Annotated in this window: 7 protein-coding genes and 1 tRNA gene; 1 reads left to right on the forward strand and 7 read right to left on the reverse strand. The window is 63.4% G+C overall.

Annotated features, from left to right (window positions below; all coding sequences use genetic code 11):
* Positions 1-75: 75 nt before the first annotated feature.
* The 6 genes from LGH70_RS13095 to LGH70_RS13120 all read right to left on the reverse strand — a co-directional run bounded on the left by LGH70_RS13095 (position 76) and on the right by LGH70_RS13120 (position 9,192).
* Positions 76-945, reverse strand: a complete 870-nt coding sequence (locus tag LGH70_RS13095) for an AraC family transcriptional regulator (RefSeq protein ID WP_226186301.1) — start codon at positions 943-945, stop codon at positions 76-78.
* A 149-nt stretch (positions 946-1,094) separates the two neighbouring features.
* On the reverse strand, positions 1,095-1,532 hold the full coding sequence (locus LGH70_RS13100) for a DUF983 domain-containing protein (protein ID WP_226186303.1): 438 nt from the start codon (positions 1,530-1,532) through the stop codon (positions 1,095-1,097).
* 117 nt (positions 1,533-1,649) lie between these two features.
* On the reverse strand, positions 1,650-2,837 hold the full coding sequence (locus tag LGH70_RS13105; protein WP_226186306.1) for an MFS transporter: 1,188 nt from the start codon (positions 2,835-2,837) through the stop codon (positions 1,650-1,652).
* 154 nt (positions 2,838-2,991) lie between these two features.
* Complete coding sequence (locus LGH70_RS13110; protein WP_226186310.1) at positions 2,992-4,176, reverse strand: efflux RND transporter periplasmic adaptor subunit; 1,185 nt, start codon at positions 4,174-4,176, stop codon at positions 2,992-2,994.
* A 26-nt stretch (positions 4,177-4,202) separates the two neighbouring features.
* Positions 4,203-8,594, reverse strand: a complete 4,392-nt coding sequence (locus LGH70_RS13115) for a CusA/CzcA family heavy metal efflux RND transporter (protein ID WP_226186313.1) — start codon at positions 8,592-8,594, stop codon at positions 4,203-4,205.
* Between the two features lie 214 nt (positions 8,595-8,808).
* Positions 8,809-9,192: a hypothetical protein gene (locus LGH70_RS13120; protein WP_226186316.1), complete on the reverse strand. Its 384-nt coding sequence runs from the start codon at positions 9,190-9,192 to the stop codon at positions 8,809-8,811.
* A 368-nt stretch (positions 9,193-9,560) separates the two neighbouring features.
* On the opposite strand from LGH70_RS13120, the gene LGH70_RS13125 reads away from it, so the two are divergent.
* Entirely contained in the window at positions 9,561-17,744 is an 8,184-nt protein-coding gene (locus LGH70_RS13125; RefSeq protein ID WP_226186319.1) for a YDG domain-containing protein, read from the forward strand.
* Between the two features lie 212 nt (positions 17,745-17,956).
* Here the strand turns inward: LGH70_RS13125 and LGH70_RS13130 are convergent.
* Positions 17,957-18,029 (reverse strand) — tRNA-Met (locus LGH70_RS13130).
* Positions 18,030-18,112 lie beyond the last annotated feature (83 nt).

Genomic DNA, 18,112 nt, shown 5'->3' on the forward strand with positions numbered 1-18,112 from the left:
TTGATTTCGCCCGGCAAAATTCAGGTTTCCCCACGCCTTTTCAGGAAATACGCCGGTGCAGGGCCCACCCCTGGCTTAGTGCTTGTGGCTTTGCCGAAACGCTTCCGGCGTCTGGCCCACGTACTTCCTAAAATAGCGGGCAAAGTAGGACGCGTCGTCGAAGCCCAGGGCCGCGGCCACCTGCGCCACCGACTGGGCCGAGTGCGTGAGCTGGCGCTTGGCCTCGGCCACTACCCGCTCGTGAATTAAGTCGCTGGCCGTTTTATTGAGCACGCGGCGGCAGATGGCGTTCAGATGATTGGCCGTAAGAGCCAGCCGCTCGGCGTAGTAGCGCACCGATTTTTCGGCCCGGAAATGCGCGTTGAGCAGCTGCCCAAACGCCCGCACCTGCTCCAGGCCGTAGGCGGGCAGCGGCGCTTCCTCAGCCGGCGGGTAGGCGCGGGCGGCCAGCTCCAGCGTCAGGTACACATAGGCGCCCACCACATCGGGGCGGTTGGGCGCCGCCGTTTGCTCCTCCTGGAATATACGCTCGAGCAGGGGCCGCACCTGGGTTTCGGCCGGCGCCAGGTAAACGACCGGCTGGTGGCCGGGCGTGAAAAACGGATAGGCAGCCAGGCGGCTGGCCGGGTAGTGCTGCAGGTAGAACTCGGCGGTGAAAAACAGGATAAAGCCCCGGGTATTGGCCGACAGTTCCCAGGCGTGCACCTGGCCCGGCGTCAGGAAAAACAGGCTGCCCGGCCGCAGCTCGTAGCTAATCTGGTCGATGGTATGGGTGCCCCGGCCGTGGGTAATATAGAGCAGCAGGTAGAAATCGTGGGCGTGGGGCTCATTTACGTGCGGAAAGCGCTGCACGTGGGTTTCGAGCTGCTGAACGTAGTACCAGGGGTTGTTGCCGGTGCGCGGAAACGCGTCGAGGGCCAGAACGGGCAGGGCGGGTGCTTTCATGCGGAAACAAGCCCCGCCGCCCAGGGACCAAGGCGGCGGGGTGCCCGCGCAAGCTACGCAATATCAGCAGCGCAAATTGCCGGGCAACCAGGCAGCCAGAAAAAGCCCCGCCGCCAGAAGTTCTGACGGCGGGGCTTTTTCTGGCTGCCTTATAAAGCGGCGGGGGCGTTGGAGCGGCCAGGCCGGGCCGCATCCGGAGCTAGCCGCCGCAGGTTGGGGTCGTACTTGATGCCCCCGAACAGGTAGAGCATAATGGCCCGGGAGTAGCGCAGCGTGGCCGGCGCCGTAAGCAGTACCAACACCGTAACAATCAGCACATACACCCACACCGAGGGGTTGTTGAACAGATAGTAGGCCGCCACGCCGCCGATGGCAAACCAGGCCACCGAGAAGGCGTAACTCACAAACATGGCGCCCCAGTAGAATCCGGGCTCGGGCTCGTAGGCCACGCTGCACACGGGGCACCACTCGGGCATGATGGCGTACTTAGTGAGCTTGTAGGCCGGATACGAAAACAGCGGCCCCTGGTGGCAGCGCGGGCAGCGCAGGTCCAGCAGCGCCAGCGTGGAAGAATCTATGGGTTTCATAACGCAGAAATCTAGTGGTCGATAACGCTACAAAAGTACCTACGTGGCCCAGGCCAAAGAAGACACAAAAGCGTGCATCTACCGCACAAATCAACGATTTGCCCCGCCCCTAGTCGGCTAGCCAGCCACGGCCTGCCGCACGGGCTCGGGTTGGGGCGGGCGGGCCTGCAGCCGCAGCAGCAGCAGGGCGAAGCCGGCGCCGGCCAGGGCCATGCCCACGCCCACCAGGGCCGGGGAGGTGTAGCCGAAGCCGGCCGCAATGGGCAGGCCGCCCAGAAAAGCGCCCAGGGCATTGCCAATGTTGAAGGCGGCCTGGGTGACGGACGCGCCCAGGGTTTCGGCCCCCTTCGAGGAGTGAATCATCATAATCTGGATGGGCGCGGCTACGGCCAACGAACAGCCGCCCGCTATAAAGGTCATGACGATGGACAACGCCGGACTTGCGGCCACGAAGTAGATGAGCAGCAGGGTGCCGGCCATAGTCAGCAGCAGCACCAGGCAGGCGTTGAGCGGACTGAGGCGGTCGGCCAGCTTGCCGCCCACCACGTTGCCCACCACCATGCCCAGGCCGGCCACCATCAGAATGTAGGGTACCTGCTCGGGGGCAAAGCCGGAGACGTCGGTGAGCAGCGGGGCAATGTAGCTGATCCAGCAGAATAGGCCGCCGGTGCCAATGGCCGTGAGCAGCACAATCAGCCAGGTTTCCAGCTTGTTGAAGGCCTTCAGCTGGGCCTTCACGGAGCCGTTCTGCTCGGGCTCCAGCGCCGGCAGAACCAGCTGCACGGCCAGCACCGTAAGCAGCCCGATCAGGCCCACCCCGGCCAGGGTGTAGCGCCAGGAATAGTGGTGGCCGATGTAGGTACCGATGGGCACCATGAGCAGGTTGGCTACCGTGAGGCCGGCAAACATGATGGAAATGGCCTGGGCCTGCTTGCCCTTCTCGGCCAGCCGGCTAGCCACCACCGAACCCACCCCGAAAAAGGCCCCGTGTGGCAGCCCCGACAGCAGCCGGGTAATGAACAGCACGGTATTGTTGGGCGCAAATGCCGACAGCGTGTTGAACACCGCAAAGAGCAGCATCAGCAGCATCAGCATTTTCTTGGGGGCCACGCCCCCGCCCCCCACGGCCAGCAGCGGCGCCCCGATGACGACGCCCAGCGCGTAGCCCGAAATAACGTAGCCCGCCTGCGGAATCGTGACGCGGAACTCGGCGGCAATGTTGGGCAGCAGCCCCATCATCACAAACTCGGTGGTGCCAATAGCTAAGCCGCCCAAAGCCAGCGGCAGTAATTTTGATTTTCCCATCAGATAGATACCGGCAAAAAAGAGTGAATAAGCCCGCTCCGGCCGGCCTTGCGGGCGGCGGTTAGGCAGTAAGTAATAAGTGGTGGGATTGGGGTCGGGAAAAGCGGATTGGATAGCAGCTTTCTGCTGGCAGGCAGCGGCGGGGGCCAGGGGTTTACTCTTCCTGTTGCTGGCCTTTGCTGAGCTCCGCCTCCAGAAAGTACGCCCCGCGCCGCACGAGCTGGGTGGTATCGGGTAGTTCGTCGAGGGGCCGGATGGCCACGTCGCCGCTCTGCACCGAGCCCGTCTGAACGCGGTAGCGCCGGAACTGGTTGCCGGTTTTGCCAACCCGGGCAAAGATATAGCTCAGCTCCCCGGCCTGAATGACGGCCTCTTCCGGCAAGGTGGGCTGGCGCGCCCCGCCGGTCTGAATCTGGGCCGCTACGTACTGCCCGGGCAGCACCGGGGCCTTATTATCGTCGAGGTGGGCGTGCACGTTCACGGTACGGGCCTCCCCGTCGAAGTCCTGGCCGATGAGGTAGATGTGGGCCGAAAACTCCTGCTGCACCGAGCTGCTGGGCACCTTGAACAAGATCTTCTGGTTTTTGCGCAGGCGGGCAATATCCTTCTCAAACACCTTGAGCTCCAGGTGCAAATCAGCGTGGTTCAGAATTTCGACCAGCACATCCTGGGGGTTGGCGTACTGGCCGGGGTTGATGTTGACGGCCTTCACAAAGCCGCTCAGCGGGGTAGTCAGGGCCACATTGGGGGTCAGGGAAGACGCCCGCAGCCGCTCGGGTGCCAGGCCCAGCAGGCGCAGCTGCCCGGCCAGGGCCCGCTCGGTGGCCTGCTCGGTGGCGTAGTCGGCCTGGGCCTGCTGCAGCTTGCGCTTGGCCCCCACATCTTCCACGTCCAGCACCCGCTGGCGCTCCAGCTCCTGACTCAGAAACGTGAGCCGGGCCCGGGCCTGCAGGTATTCCTGTTGCAGCTTGAGGTAGTCGGGGTGGCGCAGAATGGCTACTACGGCGCCTTTTTTCACCTGCTGACCCGGCAGCACCTCCACGCGCTGCACATAGCCGCCCAGCACGGCACTGATGGACACGCGGTTCTGGGGCGGCACGTCCACCACGCCGTTGGCCAGCACGTTGGTGGTCATATTCTTGTGCGTAAAGCTCCCGATTTCAATGCCGGCCGCCGTGAGCTGGGTCGGACTCAGGGTAATCAGGTCGGGCGAGGCCGGAGTGGCCGGCGCTGCGGCAGGCGTGGCGGGTTCGGCCGCCTTGCTGTTGGACTGGCAGGAGGATGCCAGACTGGCGCCGGCCACTGCGAAAACGAGGTAAACTAGTGAAAAGCGAAGCATGAGAAAGCGCGAAAAGGGGCCGGACGCTAGAGGTCAGCGCCGGTGATGGTTTGAAGGGCAATAACCAGCTCGTTGTACTGGCGGGCCTGGTCGAGGTGGGCTTGCTGAATCTGCCAGGCGGGCTCGGTGTTCACCACGTAGGTTACGTAGTCGATGTCGCCGGCGCGGAAGCTTTTTTCGGCCGTGGTCAGAATGAGGCGGGCCTGGGGCAGGGCGGTTTGCTCGTAGTAGCTGAGCGACGCGCGGGCCCGCAGCAGCTGTTGGCGCAGAGCCGCCACCTGCCCGTTCAACTGGGCCGTGGCGTAGGCCAGCTCCGAAGCGGCCACCTGCTCGCCGAGCTGGGCGGCCGCAATCCGGTTTTTCTGCACCCCGCCTAACAGCGGCACCGACACGCCCACCTGCCCCACCTGGAAGCCCCGCTCCTTATTAATAGTCTGGGCGAAATAGCCGGCCCGCACCTCGGGCAGACGACGCAGCTTCTCTACCTTGGTTTGCTGCTGACTGCTAGCCACTTGCTGCTGCAGCAACGCCAGTGTCGGGTTAGCTTCCGAGGTCAGCAGCACCGTATCGGCCGCCGTCAGGGGCGCCACCAGGCTGGTGGTAGTGTCGATACTGATGGGGCCGCCGGCGTTGAGCAGCACGCCGAGCTGCTGGCGCTGCACCTGCACGTTGGTGCGCAGGGTAGCCAACTGGTTGTGCAGCTCCTGGGCCCGGGCCTCGGCCGATACCTGCTCCAGACGGTTGGTTTCGCCGGTGCGGTAGCGGATGCTGGCGGCCCGGGCAGCCCGGCGGTACAGGCTGTCCTGGCGGCGCAGCACAGCCAGGCGGCGGTAGTCGGTCAGCAGCCCGTAGTAGGCGCTGCGGATAGCCTGCGTCACTTCCCGGCGCTGACTGCGGGCCCGTTGCTCGGCCGTGAGCACCTGGGTTTCCAGCAGCTTGCGCTGGGCGGCGTACACCTGGGGCAGGGCGCTTTGCTGCACAATGTTCAGGCTTTGGTCGCGCAACGGGCCCGAAATCTGGCCGAATTGGTAGTCTACCGATGTTCGGGGCACATCGTAGCCGGTGCGGGTAAGGGCGCGCTGGCGCTGGGTTTCCAGGGTGGCCGTTTGCAGCAGCAGGCTTTGCTGGGCGCCCAGTTGCAGGGCCTGGTTTAGGCTGAGGGGCAAATTGCCCGGCTGATTTTGGGCCACCGTTTGCTGCGGTGCTACCGCCAGCGCCAGGCCGCCTAGCACCAAGAGTACCGTAGTGAGGCGGCCGGCCTTGGCCAAGTGGCCGGCTTCCCGAGGCTGATGTTCGGGCGTTTCATCGGTCGGGCTGGGCTCCCCGTCCTTGGTAAACAGGGTGTAGAGCACCGGCAATACGACCAGCGTAAGTAGGGTGGCCGAAATCAGCCCGCCGATAACCACCGTAGCCAGGGGCTTCTGCACCTCCGCCCCCGCCGCCGATGACAAGGCCATGGGCAGAAAGCCCAGCGCCGCTACGGCCGCCGTGAGCAACACCGGCCGGAACCGCTCGGCCGTGGCGTGCAGCACCCGCGTGTGCACGGCCCGTACCCCGTTGGCGGCAAAGTCGTTGATACTGGCTACCAGCACAATACCATTGAGCACGGCCACGCCAAACAAGGCAATGAAGCCCACGCCGGCCGAAATACTAAAGGGCATGCCGCGCAGCCACAAAGCCAGAATCCCGCCGATGGCCGCCAGCGGAATACCGGTAAAAATCAAAGCCGCCTGCTTCACCGAGCGGAAAGACAGGTAGAGCAGCAGAAAAATCAGCAGCAACGCCACGGGCACGGCCACTTGCAGGCGCGACTTGGCCTGGAGCAGGTTCTCGAACTGCCCGCCGTAGGCCACGGTGTAGCCCGGCGGCAGCTTCAGATGGGTGTTGAGCTGCTGCTGAATATCGGCCACCAGGCTTTCCACGTCGCGGTTGCGCACGTTCACCCCGATATTGATGCGGCGCCGGGCATTGTCTCGGGACACCTGCATGGGCGCGTTGCGGAAGGCCACGGTGGCTACTTCACCCAGCGGAATCTTCTGGCCACCGGGCAAATCGACGTAGAGGCTGCGCAAGTCCGTGATGCTGCGGCGGTTCACCGAGTCGAGGCGCAGCACCAGGTCGTAGCGCCGCTCGCCCTCGTACACTTGGCCCGCTACGTCGCCGGCAAAACTGGCGCGCAGCAGCGTGTTCAAATCGGCCACTTTCAGGCCGTAGCGGGCCATTTTCTGCCGGTCGTAGGTGACGCGCAGCTGGGGTAGGCCCACCATCTGCTCTACTTTCAGGTCGCCCACGCCCGCCAGGGGCCGGATGAGGTTGCCGGCCTGGGTGGCTTTGTCGTAGAGCACACCCAAATCGTCGCCGTAAATCTTGATGCTGATATCCGACTTCACGCCCGAAATCAGCTCGTTGAAGCGCATCTGAATAGGCTGCTGAAACTCCAGGGTAATGCCCGGAATGCCGGCCAAAGCCTGCTGCATCTTGCCCGCCAGCTCTTCCCGGGAGCTGGCCGAGGTCCATTCACTCTGGTCCTTGAGCACCACGATCTGGTCGGAGTCTTCCAGGGACATCGGGTCAGTGGGAATTTCCGAGGTGCCGATTTTGCCCACTACCTGCTCGATTTCGGGAAAATTCTTTAGCAATACCTGCTGCACCTTGGTGGTCGTAGCAATGCTCTGGCTAAGCGAGGAGCCGGGCTTGAGCGTCACGTTCACGGCAAAGTCGCCCTCGTCGAGCTGGGGCACAAACTCGCCGCCCATGCGCAGGAAGATGACCACGGCTCCGGCCAGCAAAGCCAGGGCCCCGCCCACCACCAGCCGCCGCCACTGCAGGGCCGCCGTAATCAGGGGCCGGTAGCCGCGGTAAAGAAACTTCATCAGGCGGTCGGCAAAGGTGCCATCCTCTTTGATGTTTTTGCGCAGCGCCCACGCCGACACGGCCGGTACGTAGGTCAGGCACAGCAGCATAGCCCCGATAATGGCGAAGCTCACCGTCAGGGCCATGGGCCGGAACATCTTGCCCTCAATGCCGGTCAGGGCCAGAATGGGGAAGTACACAATCAGGATGATGAGCTGGCCGAACAAGGCGGAGCGCATCATGCGGGTGGCGGCCGTTTCGGCCACGTAGTCCATCGTCTCGATTTCGGCCTGCCGGCGGTGGTGCACGAGGTGGAAGATCATGGCTTCCACGATAATCACGGCCCCATCCACGATAAGGCCGAAGTCGAGGGCGCCCAGGCTCATCAGGTTGGCCGACACGCCGAAGGTGCGCATCATGCCCAGGGCAAACAACATGCACAAGGGTATCATGGAGGCCACCACGAGGCCGGCGCGCAGGTTGCCCAGCAAGAGCAGCAGCACGAGCACCACAATCACGCCGCCTTCCACCAGGTTGCTGGTCACGGTGCGGATGGCTTTGTCGATGAGCTTGGTGCGGTCCAGAAACGGCTCGATAACCAGGCCTTTGGGCAGGGCTTTCTGGATTTCGACTACCCGCGCTTTCACGCCCTTGATTGTTTGTTCGGAGCTGGCACCCTTGAGCATCAGCACGATACCACCCACGGTTTCACCCTGACCGTTGCGCGTCATCGCCCCGTAGCGCACAGCCTGCCCGAAGCGGACGGCGGCCACGTCGCGCACCAGCACGGGCAGGCCCTGGGTGTGCTTCACCACGATGGTGCCCACGTCATCGAGGGAAGCCACGCGGCCTTCGCCCCGGATAAAGTAGGCGTTGGGGCCCTGCTCCAGGTAGGAGCCGCCGGTGTTGGCATTGTTGGCCTGCAAGGCTCCGAACAGCTCGGCCACCGACACCCCGGCCGCGTTCAGCCGCTCGGGGTTTACGCTTACCTCGTACTGCCGCACCGCCCCGCCGAAGCTGCTCACGTCGACCACGCCCGGCACGCCGGCCAGCTGCCGCTTCACCAGCCAGTCCTGCACGTCGCGCAGCTGACTCAGGGAAAACTGCTTTTCAAAGCCGGGCTCGATGCGGATGGAGTACTGGAAAATCTCGCCCAGGCCGGTGGTAATGGGGGCCATTTCGGGTTGGCCGGCCTCGGGGCTCAGGCTGCTTTCGGCCGTCTTTAGCTTTTCGGCCACCAGCTGCCGGGTGAGGTAGGTGTCGGCATCATCCCCGAACACGACGGTAATCACCGACAAGCCGAAGCGGGAGGTCGAGCGGATTTCCTCCACGCCGGGCACCGTGCGCAGCTGCTGCTCCAGGGGCACGGTAAGCAGCTGCTCTACCTCCTGGGCGGCCAGGGCCGGACTCTGGGTGATGACCTGGACCTGGTTGTTGGTGATGTCGGGAATGGCGTCGAGGGGCAGGTGGGCCGCCGAGTAGCCACCCCAGGCCACGAGGCCCAGCACCAGCAGGGCCACAAAAAGCTTGTTGCGGATACTGGCCGCAATTATTCGGGTAAGCATAAGCAAAGGAGTGTTAGCCCACGGCGTGCCGCCGCGCCGGCCTCAGCCGGCTACGCGCGCAAACCCACCAGCCGGAAAACAAGCTGGTACTACTCAGGCTACAAGAAGGAAAGTGACTGCGCGCACGGGCACTACAACTCCGGCCGGCTTTCTACGTGCCCGAAAGCCAACGACGACAGGCCCAGAGCAGAAGGCCCAGCTCCGCCAGTAGCGCCTAGGCGCGGCTTCGGGGCGGCTGCAACAGACTGTTGGCCAGGGAAAAGGCATACAGCGGCCGGCTGTGCGGGCGGTAGGTGGCCATGGGCCGCGCCGCGCGCCGGGCCAGCACCGCAATGTGGGTGGCCGGCACGATGTAGTCGAGGTTGGGGAAGTTGTGCTGCCCGCGCAGCGGCAGCGTGTCGTGCTCCTGGCCCTGGTGGGCGGCCCGCACGTATTGGTCGTGGGTGGTGCTGGCGGCCCCGTAGTGCAAGCCCAGAAACTGCGTTACCGACAGCGGCTGCGCGGTGGTGGCCGCGTGGGCGCGGAAGTGCCGCACAAGCTGGGGCAGCTTGCTCAGCTCTTCCACATCGTTCTGCGGAACCAGACTGCTCACGAGCATGAGCACACTTAAGAAAAGGGCAAGTGCTGATCGTATCACCGGGGCAAAGATACAACAGCCTGCTATTTCTGCTCAGCGCTTTTCGGCTGGACTGCCCCCACAAAAGCTATGTACCGGGAGGGTGAACTGAAAATATAGTATAAACCCTATTCATTATGACAGATACATCTAACGACACAATGCAAATAAAAGTTGATATAAAACTATAATCACCATGATGTGTCATTATTTTTAATGATATATTACAGTAAATCAAAGCCAAAATACAGTTTAACACCTCCCGCAAGCCACCAGCGCTGGCGGGCCTGGCTTTGCTTTGCCCCGCTCCCCCTACCTCTATTGCTCATGCTCATTTTACGCTCACACCTATGGCCACACTTCTATTTCCCACCTCGCGGGGCAGCCGGCTTCTCGTTGGCGCCCTGCTGCTTTGTCTGTTGCTTGGTTCCTTAACGGCGCTGGCCCAGACGGCCCCGTACACCCCCACCGTCAGCTCCGATAAAGACGACTACTCGCCGGGCCAGGTGGCCCATATTACCGGCGCCGGCTGGATCCAGGACCAGTTAGTACACGTCGAATTTCAGGAGGAGCCTGATTACCCGGATTTTCACAGCTATGATGTGGCCGTGGATGCCGCCGGCCGCTGGCAGATCGACTACAACATCGAGCAGCGGCACCTAGGCGTCCGGTTCACGGTAACGGCCGTGGGCCAGACCACCGGCACCCGGGCGCAAACCGTCTTCACCGACGGCCCGGGCCTAGCCCTGACCATCCTTTCGCCGAGCCGCAATGCCCGCTCAGCCCCGCGTATGGCTGCCGTTTCCGCTCTTTTCGATTTGAATCTGCTTAATAATGCCACAGTAGCCGGTTCGCTGAAAGTGTTTAGTCAGCAGGCGGGCGGCAAGCGGGCGGGCACGGCAACCGTGAGCGGCAATGCCCTCTCCTTCCCTGTTCTAAGCTTCAAGCCAGGTGAAACGGTTTATTCTACCATCACTTCGGCCGTTGAAAGCAACAATGGCAATAAAAATCTGGTCCCGGGTCAGGTTTTCCAGTTTACGACAGCAGCAGCGGTTGCCCCGGGCACGTTCAGCGGTGGCGCTGAGGTTTCCTCAGTTACCAGTCCCATGTCCGTGGCCCTGGGCGACGTGGATGGGGATGGAGACTTAGACATGCTGGTGACTAGTACCAGCACAAACACCATTAATATCCGGCTCAACAATGGCACGGGCGGCTTCTCGACGCCAGCTGCCAATGCGCAGGTATCGGTAGGAAGCCAAGCTTATTATGCAGCCCTAGGCGACATCGACAGCGACGGCGACTTGGATATGGTGACAGCTAACTATAGTTCCACCAACGCCAGCGTAAGGCTTAACAACGGGGCCGGGGTGTTCACAGCACCTGCGACTAATTCAGAAGTGCCGGTCGGCAGCGGGGCTTACAACATCGCCCTGGGCGACCTGGATGCCGACGGCGACCTGGACATGGTGTCGACCAACGGTGCAGGCACAGCCAGCGTGCGGTTCAACAACGGCCAAGGAAGCTTTACCGCGCCAGCAACCAACGCGCAGGTAACAATTGGCACTAACCCCAGCTGCGTTGTTTTGGGCGATATCGACGGCGACGGCGACCTGGATATTCTGGCGGCCAACCATGCAGCGGGCACCGTCAGCGTCCGGCTGAATAACAATGCGGGCGTCTTCACCAGCCCAGCTACTAATGCGGAGGTTCCGGTAGGATCCGCTCCAATCAGCCTGGCGATAGGGGATGTGGATGGGGATGGCGACCTTGATATGCTTACGGCCAGTAACGGCATTAGTACCATGAACGTGCGGCTCAACAATGGCTCAGGCAGCTTTAGCGCTCCATCTGCCAACGCGCAGGTGGCGCTGGGCTCCTCAGATAATCGCAAGTTAGCGTTGGGGGACATTGATGGCGACGGTGACTTGGACGCGCTGATTCCTACCGTCACGACTAACAGGGTTATTATCCGGCTCAACAATGGCACGGGTATTTTCACAGCTCCTGCTACCAATCCGGAAGTAGCTGTTGGCAACTACCCCCAACATGTGGTATTAGGGGATATAGATGGAGACCAGGATTTAGACATGGTGGCAGCCAACCAGCAAAGCAACTCTGCCAGTGTCCGCTTAAACCAGCTGGCCCCTCCCACCATCACTAGCCTGGCGCCCCCCAGCGGCCCGGTCGGCACGAGCGTGATTATTACCGGCACCAACTTCACCGGCACCAGCGCCGTGACCTTTAATGGCACGGCCGCCCCCGGCTTTGTGGTCAACTCGGCCACCCAGATTACGGTGAGCGTGCCGCCTGGTGCTACCACTGGGCCGGTGCTGGTGAAGAGCAACGCACAAAGCAGCAACGGCGTGGCTTTTACGGTGCAGCAAAGCCAGAGCATCACGTTTGCCGCCCTCGACAACAAAATATATGGCGAGGCCCCTTTCCTGATTGCGCCCACGGCGTCTTCCGGGCTGCCGGTGAGCGTGGCCGTGAGTGGCCCGGCCAGCTACAATACCACGACCGGCGAGGTAACTGTCAGCGGCATTGGCTCCGTCACGATTACCGCCACCCAGGCAGGCAGCCCCGATTTTCTGGCGGCCCCGGCCGTGTCGCGCACCTTCACGGTAGCTCCCGCTACCCCGAGCCTGGCCTGGGGCCCGCTCCCCGATAGTATGTACGGGGATGACCTGAACGGCAAGCTCACGGCTACGGCGGCCGCCTATGGCACCGCCGTGCCGGGCACGTATGTCTACAAGCTGGGCCCCACGGTACTGACCGCCGCAACCCGGCTGAACGCCCGCGCTACGGCCTATATCCTCACCGTCGAGTTTACGCCCGCCAGCCCCAACTACACTCCGGCGACCGGCTCGAACTCTTTGCTGGTGCAGAAAGCCAATCAGACGATTGCCTGGAACGCGCCGGCCCCTATTTCCTACGGCACGGCGTTGGGAAGTAATCAGCTGATGGCTACGGTGGCCGGCGTAGCAAGTGGCTCCGAGCCCGGCCCGCTCAGCTATTTGCCGGCCGCCGGCACGGTGCTCAACGCCGGCCCCGACCAGACGCTCACCGTCACGGCCGGAGCTACGGACAACTACCACCCGGCCAGCAAGTCGGTTCTGCTGACGGTCAGCCCCGTGAACCCGACCGTAACGGCAGTGGGCGGCAGCTTCTTCTACGATAAGCAGGCGCACGGGGGCAGCGGCTCGGCTACTGGCGTGGGCACTCCGCCCGCCGCTCTTGCTCCCGTAGCGCTGCGCTATAGCGGCACGGGTGCCACCAGCTACGGCCCCAGCAGCGCGGCTCCTACCCAGGCCGGCACCTACTCGGTAACGGCCTCCTATCCTGGCAGCACCAACTACAACGCCGCAACCAGTGAGCCCGCCGAGCTGACCATTCAGCCGGGCAGCCTGATGGCGTATTTTACCGCCGCCGATAAAGTCTATGATGCAACTACCGGCGCCAGCATTACCAGCCGCACGGTAACCGGCGCCGTAGCGGGCGACGACGTGCAGCTGGCAGGAGGCACGGCCGTGTTCAACAATGCCACGGTGGGCAGCGGCAAGCTGGTAACAGCCGGCGGCTTCACCCTGACCGGGGCCGACGCGGCCAATTACCGCTACTCGCCCTCCGCTCCTTCCGCCCAGGCTGCTATTACGGCCAGGCCATTAACAATAACCGGGCTGAACGCCGTTTCCCGGCCATATAATGGTACTACCACGGCCACGGTAGCCGGCACGCCAAGCTTGAGTGGGGTGGCCGCCGATGAAACCCCGGGCGCTGTCAGCCTGACGGGTACGGCCACCGGCTCGTTTGCCTCGGCCGGCGTGGGCACTGGCAAAAGCGTGGCCGTGACGGGCCTGACCCTGGCCGGAGCCGCCGCCCCAAACTATACCCTGGCCTTGCCAACGCCCCTGACGGCGGATATTACTCCCCAACTGCTCACGCCCTCGTTTACGGCTGCCAGCAAACCCTACGACGGTACCACGGCCGCTACTATCACAACCCGCTCGGTGACGGGCCGCGTGGGCAGTGAGGACGTGACACTTGCCGGTGGCACAGCGGCTTTTGCCGATGCCCAGGCCGGCACTGGCAAAACGGTGACGGGTTCGGGGTTCACTCTCAGCGGCCCGGCCGCCGACAACTACACGCTGGGCACTCCCCCCATTGCCAGTACAACCACCGCCGATATTACGACGGTGCAGCTCACGGCCCACATCAGGGCGGCCGACAAGGTGTACGATGGCACGGCCGCGGCCACGCTAACGGCGCAGTCGGTGAGTGGGCAGCTGAGCGGCGACGAGGTGAGCCTGACAGTGAGTACGGCCAGCTTCGCGACCAAAACGGCGGGGCCGGATAAAACCGTAACGGCCGCCGGGCTGGCCCTGACCGGCGCCGATGCGCTCAACTACCGCGTAAACCCCACGGCTACGACCACGGCCACCATCACGCCCCGACCGCTGAGCATTGGCATCAGCGCCAGCAGCAAGCTGTATGATGGCACCCGCAGCGCCACCACTACGGCCCTGCTGCCCGCCGGTAGCGGCCAGGTGCCCGGCGACGACCTGGCGGTGAGCAGCAGCAACGGCGAGTTTGACACCCGGAATGTAGGCGCGGCCAAACCGGTAACGGCCACCGTAGCTATCAGCGGGGGCGCCGATCAGCTTAACTACTTCCCGCTCAGCTCTACGGCGGCCACCACGGCCAGCATCACGCCCGTTGCTCTGGGCGCCGCCATTACCGCCTCCGACAAAATATATGATGCCACTACGCTGGCCACTATTGCCACGCGCACTCTCACGGGTGTTATAGCAGATGATGAAGTAAGCCTGAGCGGCGGCACGGCCAGCTTCGCCAGCGCGGCGGCCGGAACCGGTAAATCCGTGACGGCCAACAACCTGACCCTGCTGGGCCAGGATGCAGGCAACTATACCATCACCGGTACGGCCTCGACAACGGCCGCCATTACGGCCAAGCCCGTAACGGCCGCGTTGGCCGCCACCGACAAGGTGTACGACGGCACGGCGGCCGCCACCGCCACTGGCAGCCTGCCGGCCGGAGCCGTGCTGGGCACCGATGAGGTAACGGTGATGGTAACCGCCGCGGCCTTCGATAATGCTGCTGCCGGCCCCGGCAAACCCGTAACAGCTACCGTAGCCCTGGGCGGAACGGCCGCTGGCAACTACCAGCTCACGGCTCCCACGGCTGCTACCACCGCCAGCATTACCGCCAAGGGTCTCACGCCGGGCTTCACGGCGGCCCCCAAAATGTACGATGGTACCCGCGCAGCCCTCATTCTGACCCGCACGCTTACGGGTGTACACGGTATGGATGCCGTGACGCTGAGCGGCGGCACGGCGGCCTTCGATGATAAGAATGTGGGCCTGGATAAGCCGGTAGTAGCCACGGGCTTCACCCTGACCGGCGCGGCGGCGGGCAACTACGCGCTGGCTCCCGCAGCCAGTGCAACCGCTACGGCCACTATCACGCCGGCCACGCTAACGTACCTGGCTACGCCCACTTCCCGCCTCTACGGCAACGCCAACGGGCCGCTCGGCGGCACCGTGACGGGCTTCGTGAATGGCGAAACCCCGGCCACAGCCCTTGGCGGCACCATCAGCTTCACCTCGCCCGCCACGGCCACGAGTCCGGTGGGCACCTACGCCAGCAACGGGTCCGGCCTGACGGCCAACTTCAGCAACTACCTGTTGGTCCAGGCCCCGGCCAATACTACGGCCCTGACCGTGACGGCCCGGCCCGTTACTATTACGGCCAGCAGCGGCCAGACCAAGGTGTACGGCTCACCCGACCCGGCTTCGTACTCCTACACTGTGGGGGGCAGCGGCCTGGCGGCTACCGATGCCTTTAGCGGGGTCCTGCGCCGGACCGAAGGCAGCAACGTGGGCGACTACGCTATTGAGCAGGGCGCCCTTACCATTCTCAACAGCAGCACCAATGCTTCCACGGTTGACAATTACACCGTTAGCTACCTTCCCAGCGACTTTACCATCACGCCCAAGCTCATTACCGTAACGCCGCGGGCTGGCCAGGGCAGAATATACGGCGCCCCGGAGCCTGCTTTGCTGTATGAGCCGGTGAGCCTGGTGGGTACCGATGCGTTCAGCGGCGCCCTGACCCGGGAGCCAGGCACCACGGTGGGCGCGTATACTATTCTGCGGGGCACCCTGAGCCTGAGCAGCAACTACACGCTGAGCGTTACGCCCGATGTGCCCTTCCGCATCACAGAAAAGCAGCTTACGGCCTCCATTAGCGCCCCCGATAAAACCTACGACGGTACTGCCGCCGCTACGGTCACCGGCACCGTGCCGGCCGCGGCTCTCATCAGTGGCGACGCGGTGAACGTGGTAGTCAGCAATGCTGTGTTCAGCGACAAGGCGGCTGCCCCCGGCAAGCTGGTGACGGCTACCGTCGCGCTCAGCGGCCCCCATGCCTTCAACTACAGCCTGTCGGCGGACCAGGCGACGACGAGGGCAACCATCAAGCCGGCCGGCCTGATGCCAACCTTCACCGCCGCCAGCCGGGTCTACGACGGCAGCCCTGAGGCCACCATTACGGGCCGGAGCATCAGCGGGCAGGTTGCCGGCGACGTGGTCAGCCTGAGTAATGGCACGGCAACTTTCGCCACGAAAAATGTGGGTATCGGCAAAACCGTGACGGGCCAGAACTTTGCGCTGGCCGGAACCGATGCCGGCAATTACTACCTGCTCAACCCGAGGCCAACCACCACGGCCACAATTAGCCCGCGCCCCCTTACCATCACGGCCACAGGCATCGACAAACTATTTGACGGCACCACCTCGGCTAGCGTTACGCTCGGCGACGACCGGGTTCCGAACGACATGTTGAGCAGATCCTACGCCAGCGCCACCTTCAGCAATGCCAATGTGGGCAGCGCCAAGCCCGTAGCGGTGAGTGGCATCAGCATCGGTGACGCCGATGCCGGCAACTACACCTTCAACCCGACGGCCAGCACAACCGCCGCTATCCTGCTGGCTACGTCGAACATTGCGCTGACGACGCCCGGGCCGGTGCAATACTCCGACCAGGCCACCTTCACGGCCACCGTGACTTCGCCCAGCGCCCAGGCCGTGCTCGGCAGCATCAGCGGCACCGTCGATTTTTACCTGAGCAGCGGCGCCAACACGTACCTGCTGGGTTCCGCCGCTTTCCCCGGCCCGGGCGGCCTGACCACGGTGACCAAGGCTTTTGCCATCGGGCAGAAAGCCGATACGTATAGCACCAGCGCGGTATTCAAGCCGACCTCCACCAATATTGGCGGTGCCACCAGCGCGGCCGGGAGCCTGCTGGTCAATCGGGAAAACACGGACATCGTGTATTCCGGCCTCGAATACTTTGGCACCAGCAGCCCTATCTCGGCCTCGGCCAACGTGGAATACATTGCCACGCTAACCGACGCGGCCGACCAGGCCCGGGGGACAATCACCTATGCCCGGGCCGTTTTCAAGCTGGCAAACGGCGCGAGTGAAACCAACCTGTTTGGCACCACCAGCTTTGCGGTCAGCTCCATCAGCCCCACCGAAAGCCTGGTGGGCACGGCCCGCAGCGGCGTGCATACCGTTACGCTGAATGCTTCGGACATCAGCAGCGGCGGCCGCACCTTCGGGGTCATTACCGAGGCCCAGGGCGACTACTACACCGGCCGCACGCCTGAGTACACGCTGATTACCATTGCCGTGCCCGGCCAGGACTACGTGAACGGCGGCGGCAACGTGGTGGTGGCGCAATCGGGGGGCACCTACGCCGCCGCGGCCAACTCGAAGATGAACTTCGGCTTCACGATGAAGTGGAACAAGAGCGGCAAAAACATCCAGGGGCAGGCCAACATCATTTTCCGCCGGCTGGTGGCAGGCGTGTGGCGCACGTACCAGATCAAGAGCAACGCCATCAACACCCTGGGCACCGTATCGACGGCGGCCGGCAACCAGGGCGACTTCAACACCAAGGCCAACCTGACCGATATTACCAACCCGTTGAGCCCGGTCGGTATCGGCGGCAGCCTCGACCTGTCGGTGCAGGCCTTCGAGTCGACGGTAACGGGCACGCCGCATCAGATGGGCGTCACGCTGCGTGCGTCCACGGGGGAGCTGCTGTTTTCCAACAACTGGATTGGGGGCAAAACCCAGCTTCTGGCCCTGCGCGGCGGCAAAATCAGCGTCCGCAGCAGCACGAGTACCGCCCCGCCCGCGGCCAAGCCAGGTGTAGCTCTCGCCAACTCCACCGCCGGGGCGCGCGGCACCAGCAGCGCGCTGGAGGTGTACCCCAATCCCATGGCCGACCAGGCGACTATTCAGTTTCATCCCCAGCAGGGTGGCAAGGCCCAGGTGTACCTCTACAACCATCTGGGGGCCCTGATTACGACTCTTTACAACGCCGAGGTGGAGCGTGGCCGGGCCTACTTCCTGCCCCTCACCAGTGAAAATCTGCCCAACGGCGTCTACATCTGCCGGCTGATTCTCAATGGCAACGCCGAAAACAAGCGCATCAGCCTTGTGAAGTAGCGGCGCCTACCACCAGCTGATTTCCCGAAAAAGAGGCAGCCGGCAGGTTGCCTCTTTTTCGGGAAATCCCGTCAGTGCCTGCAAGCCACCAAACGCACATACCTATTCCCGGCGCCCGGTGCTGCCATTCGTGCAGCAGGCGTGAATAGGAGTCAGGAGTATACTGTGGGCAAAAGAAAAGGGCGTTTCCAGATTGGAAACGCCCTTTTAGGTAGCGGGGACAGGACTCGAACCTGTGACCTTTGGGTTATGAGCCCAACGAGCTACCAACTGCTCCACCCCGCACTGTTTGGTGATGCAAATGTACGAGGGTTTTTCACAAATGCTGCATGTAAGCTCATATCATGACCTGCCAACTGCTCTCCACC

Origin of the sequence: Hymenobacter nitidus (assembly GCF_020447315.1) — a bacterium.
Taxonomy (GTDB): Bacteria; Bacteroidota; Bacteroidia; order Cytophagales; family Hymenobacteraceae; genus Hymenobacter; species Hymenobacter nitidus.

Coding starts and splice junctions, on each gene's coding strand:
- LGH70_RS13095 (WP_226186301.1), bottom strand. CDS start 945: ATGAAAGCACCCGCCCTGCCCGTTCTGGCCCTCGACGCGTTTCCGCGC.
- LGH70_RS13100 (WP_226186303.1), bottom strand. CDS start 1,532: ATGAAACCCATAGATTCTTCCACGCTGGCGCTGCTGGACCTGCGCTGC.
- LGH70_RS13105 (WP_226186306.1), bottom strand. CDS start 2,837: ATGGGAAAATCAAAATTACTGCCGCTGGCTTTGGGCGGCTTAGCTATT.
- LGH70_RS13110 (WP_226186310.1), bottom strand. CDS start 4,176: ATGCTTCGCTTTTCACTAGTTTACCTCGTTTTCGCAGTGGCCGGCGCC.
- LGH70_RS13115 (WP_226186313.1), bottom strand. CDS start 8,594: ATGCTTACCCGAATAATTGCGGCCAGTATCCGCAACAAGCTTTTTGTG.
- LGH70_RS13120 (WP_226186316.1), bottom strand. CDS start 9,192: ATGCTCGTGAGCAGTCTGGTTCCGCAGAACGATGTGGAAGAGCTGAGC.
- LGH70_RS13125 (WP_226186319.1), top strand. CDS start 9,561: ATGGCCACACTTCTATTTCCCACCTCGCGGGGCAGCCGGCTTCTCGTT.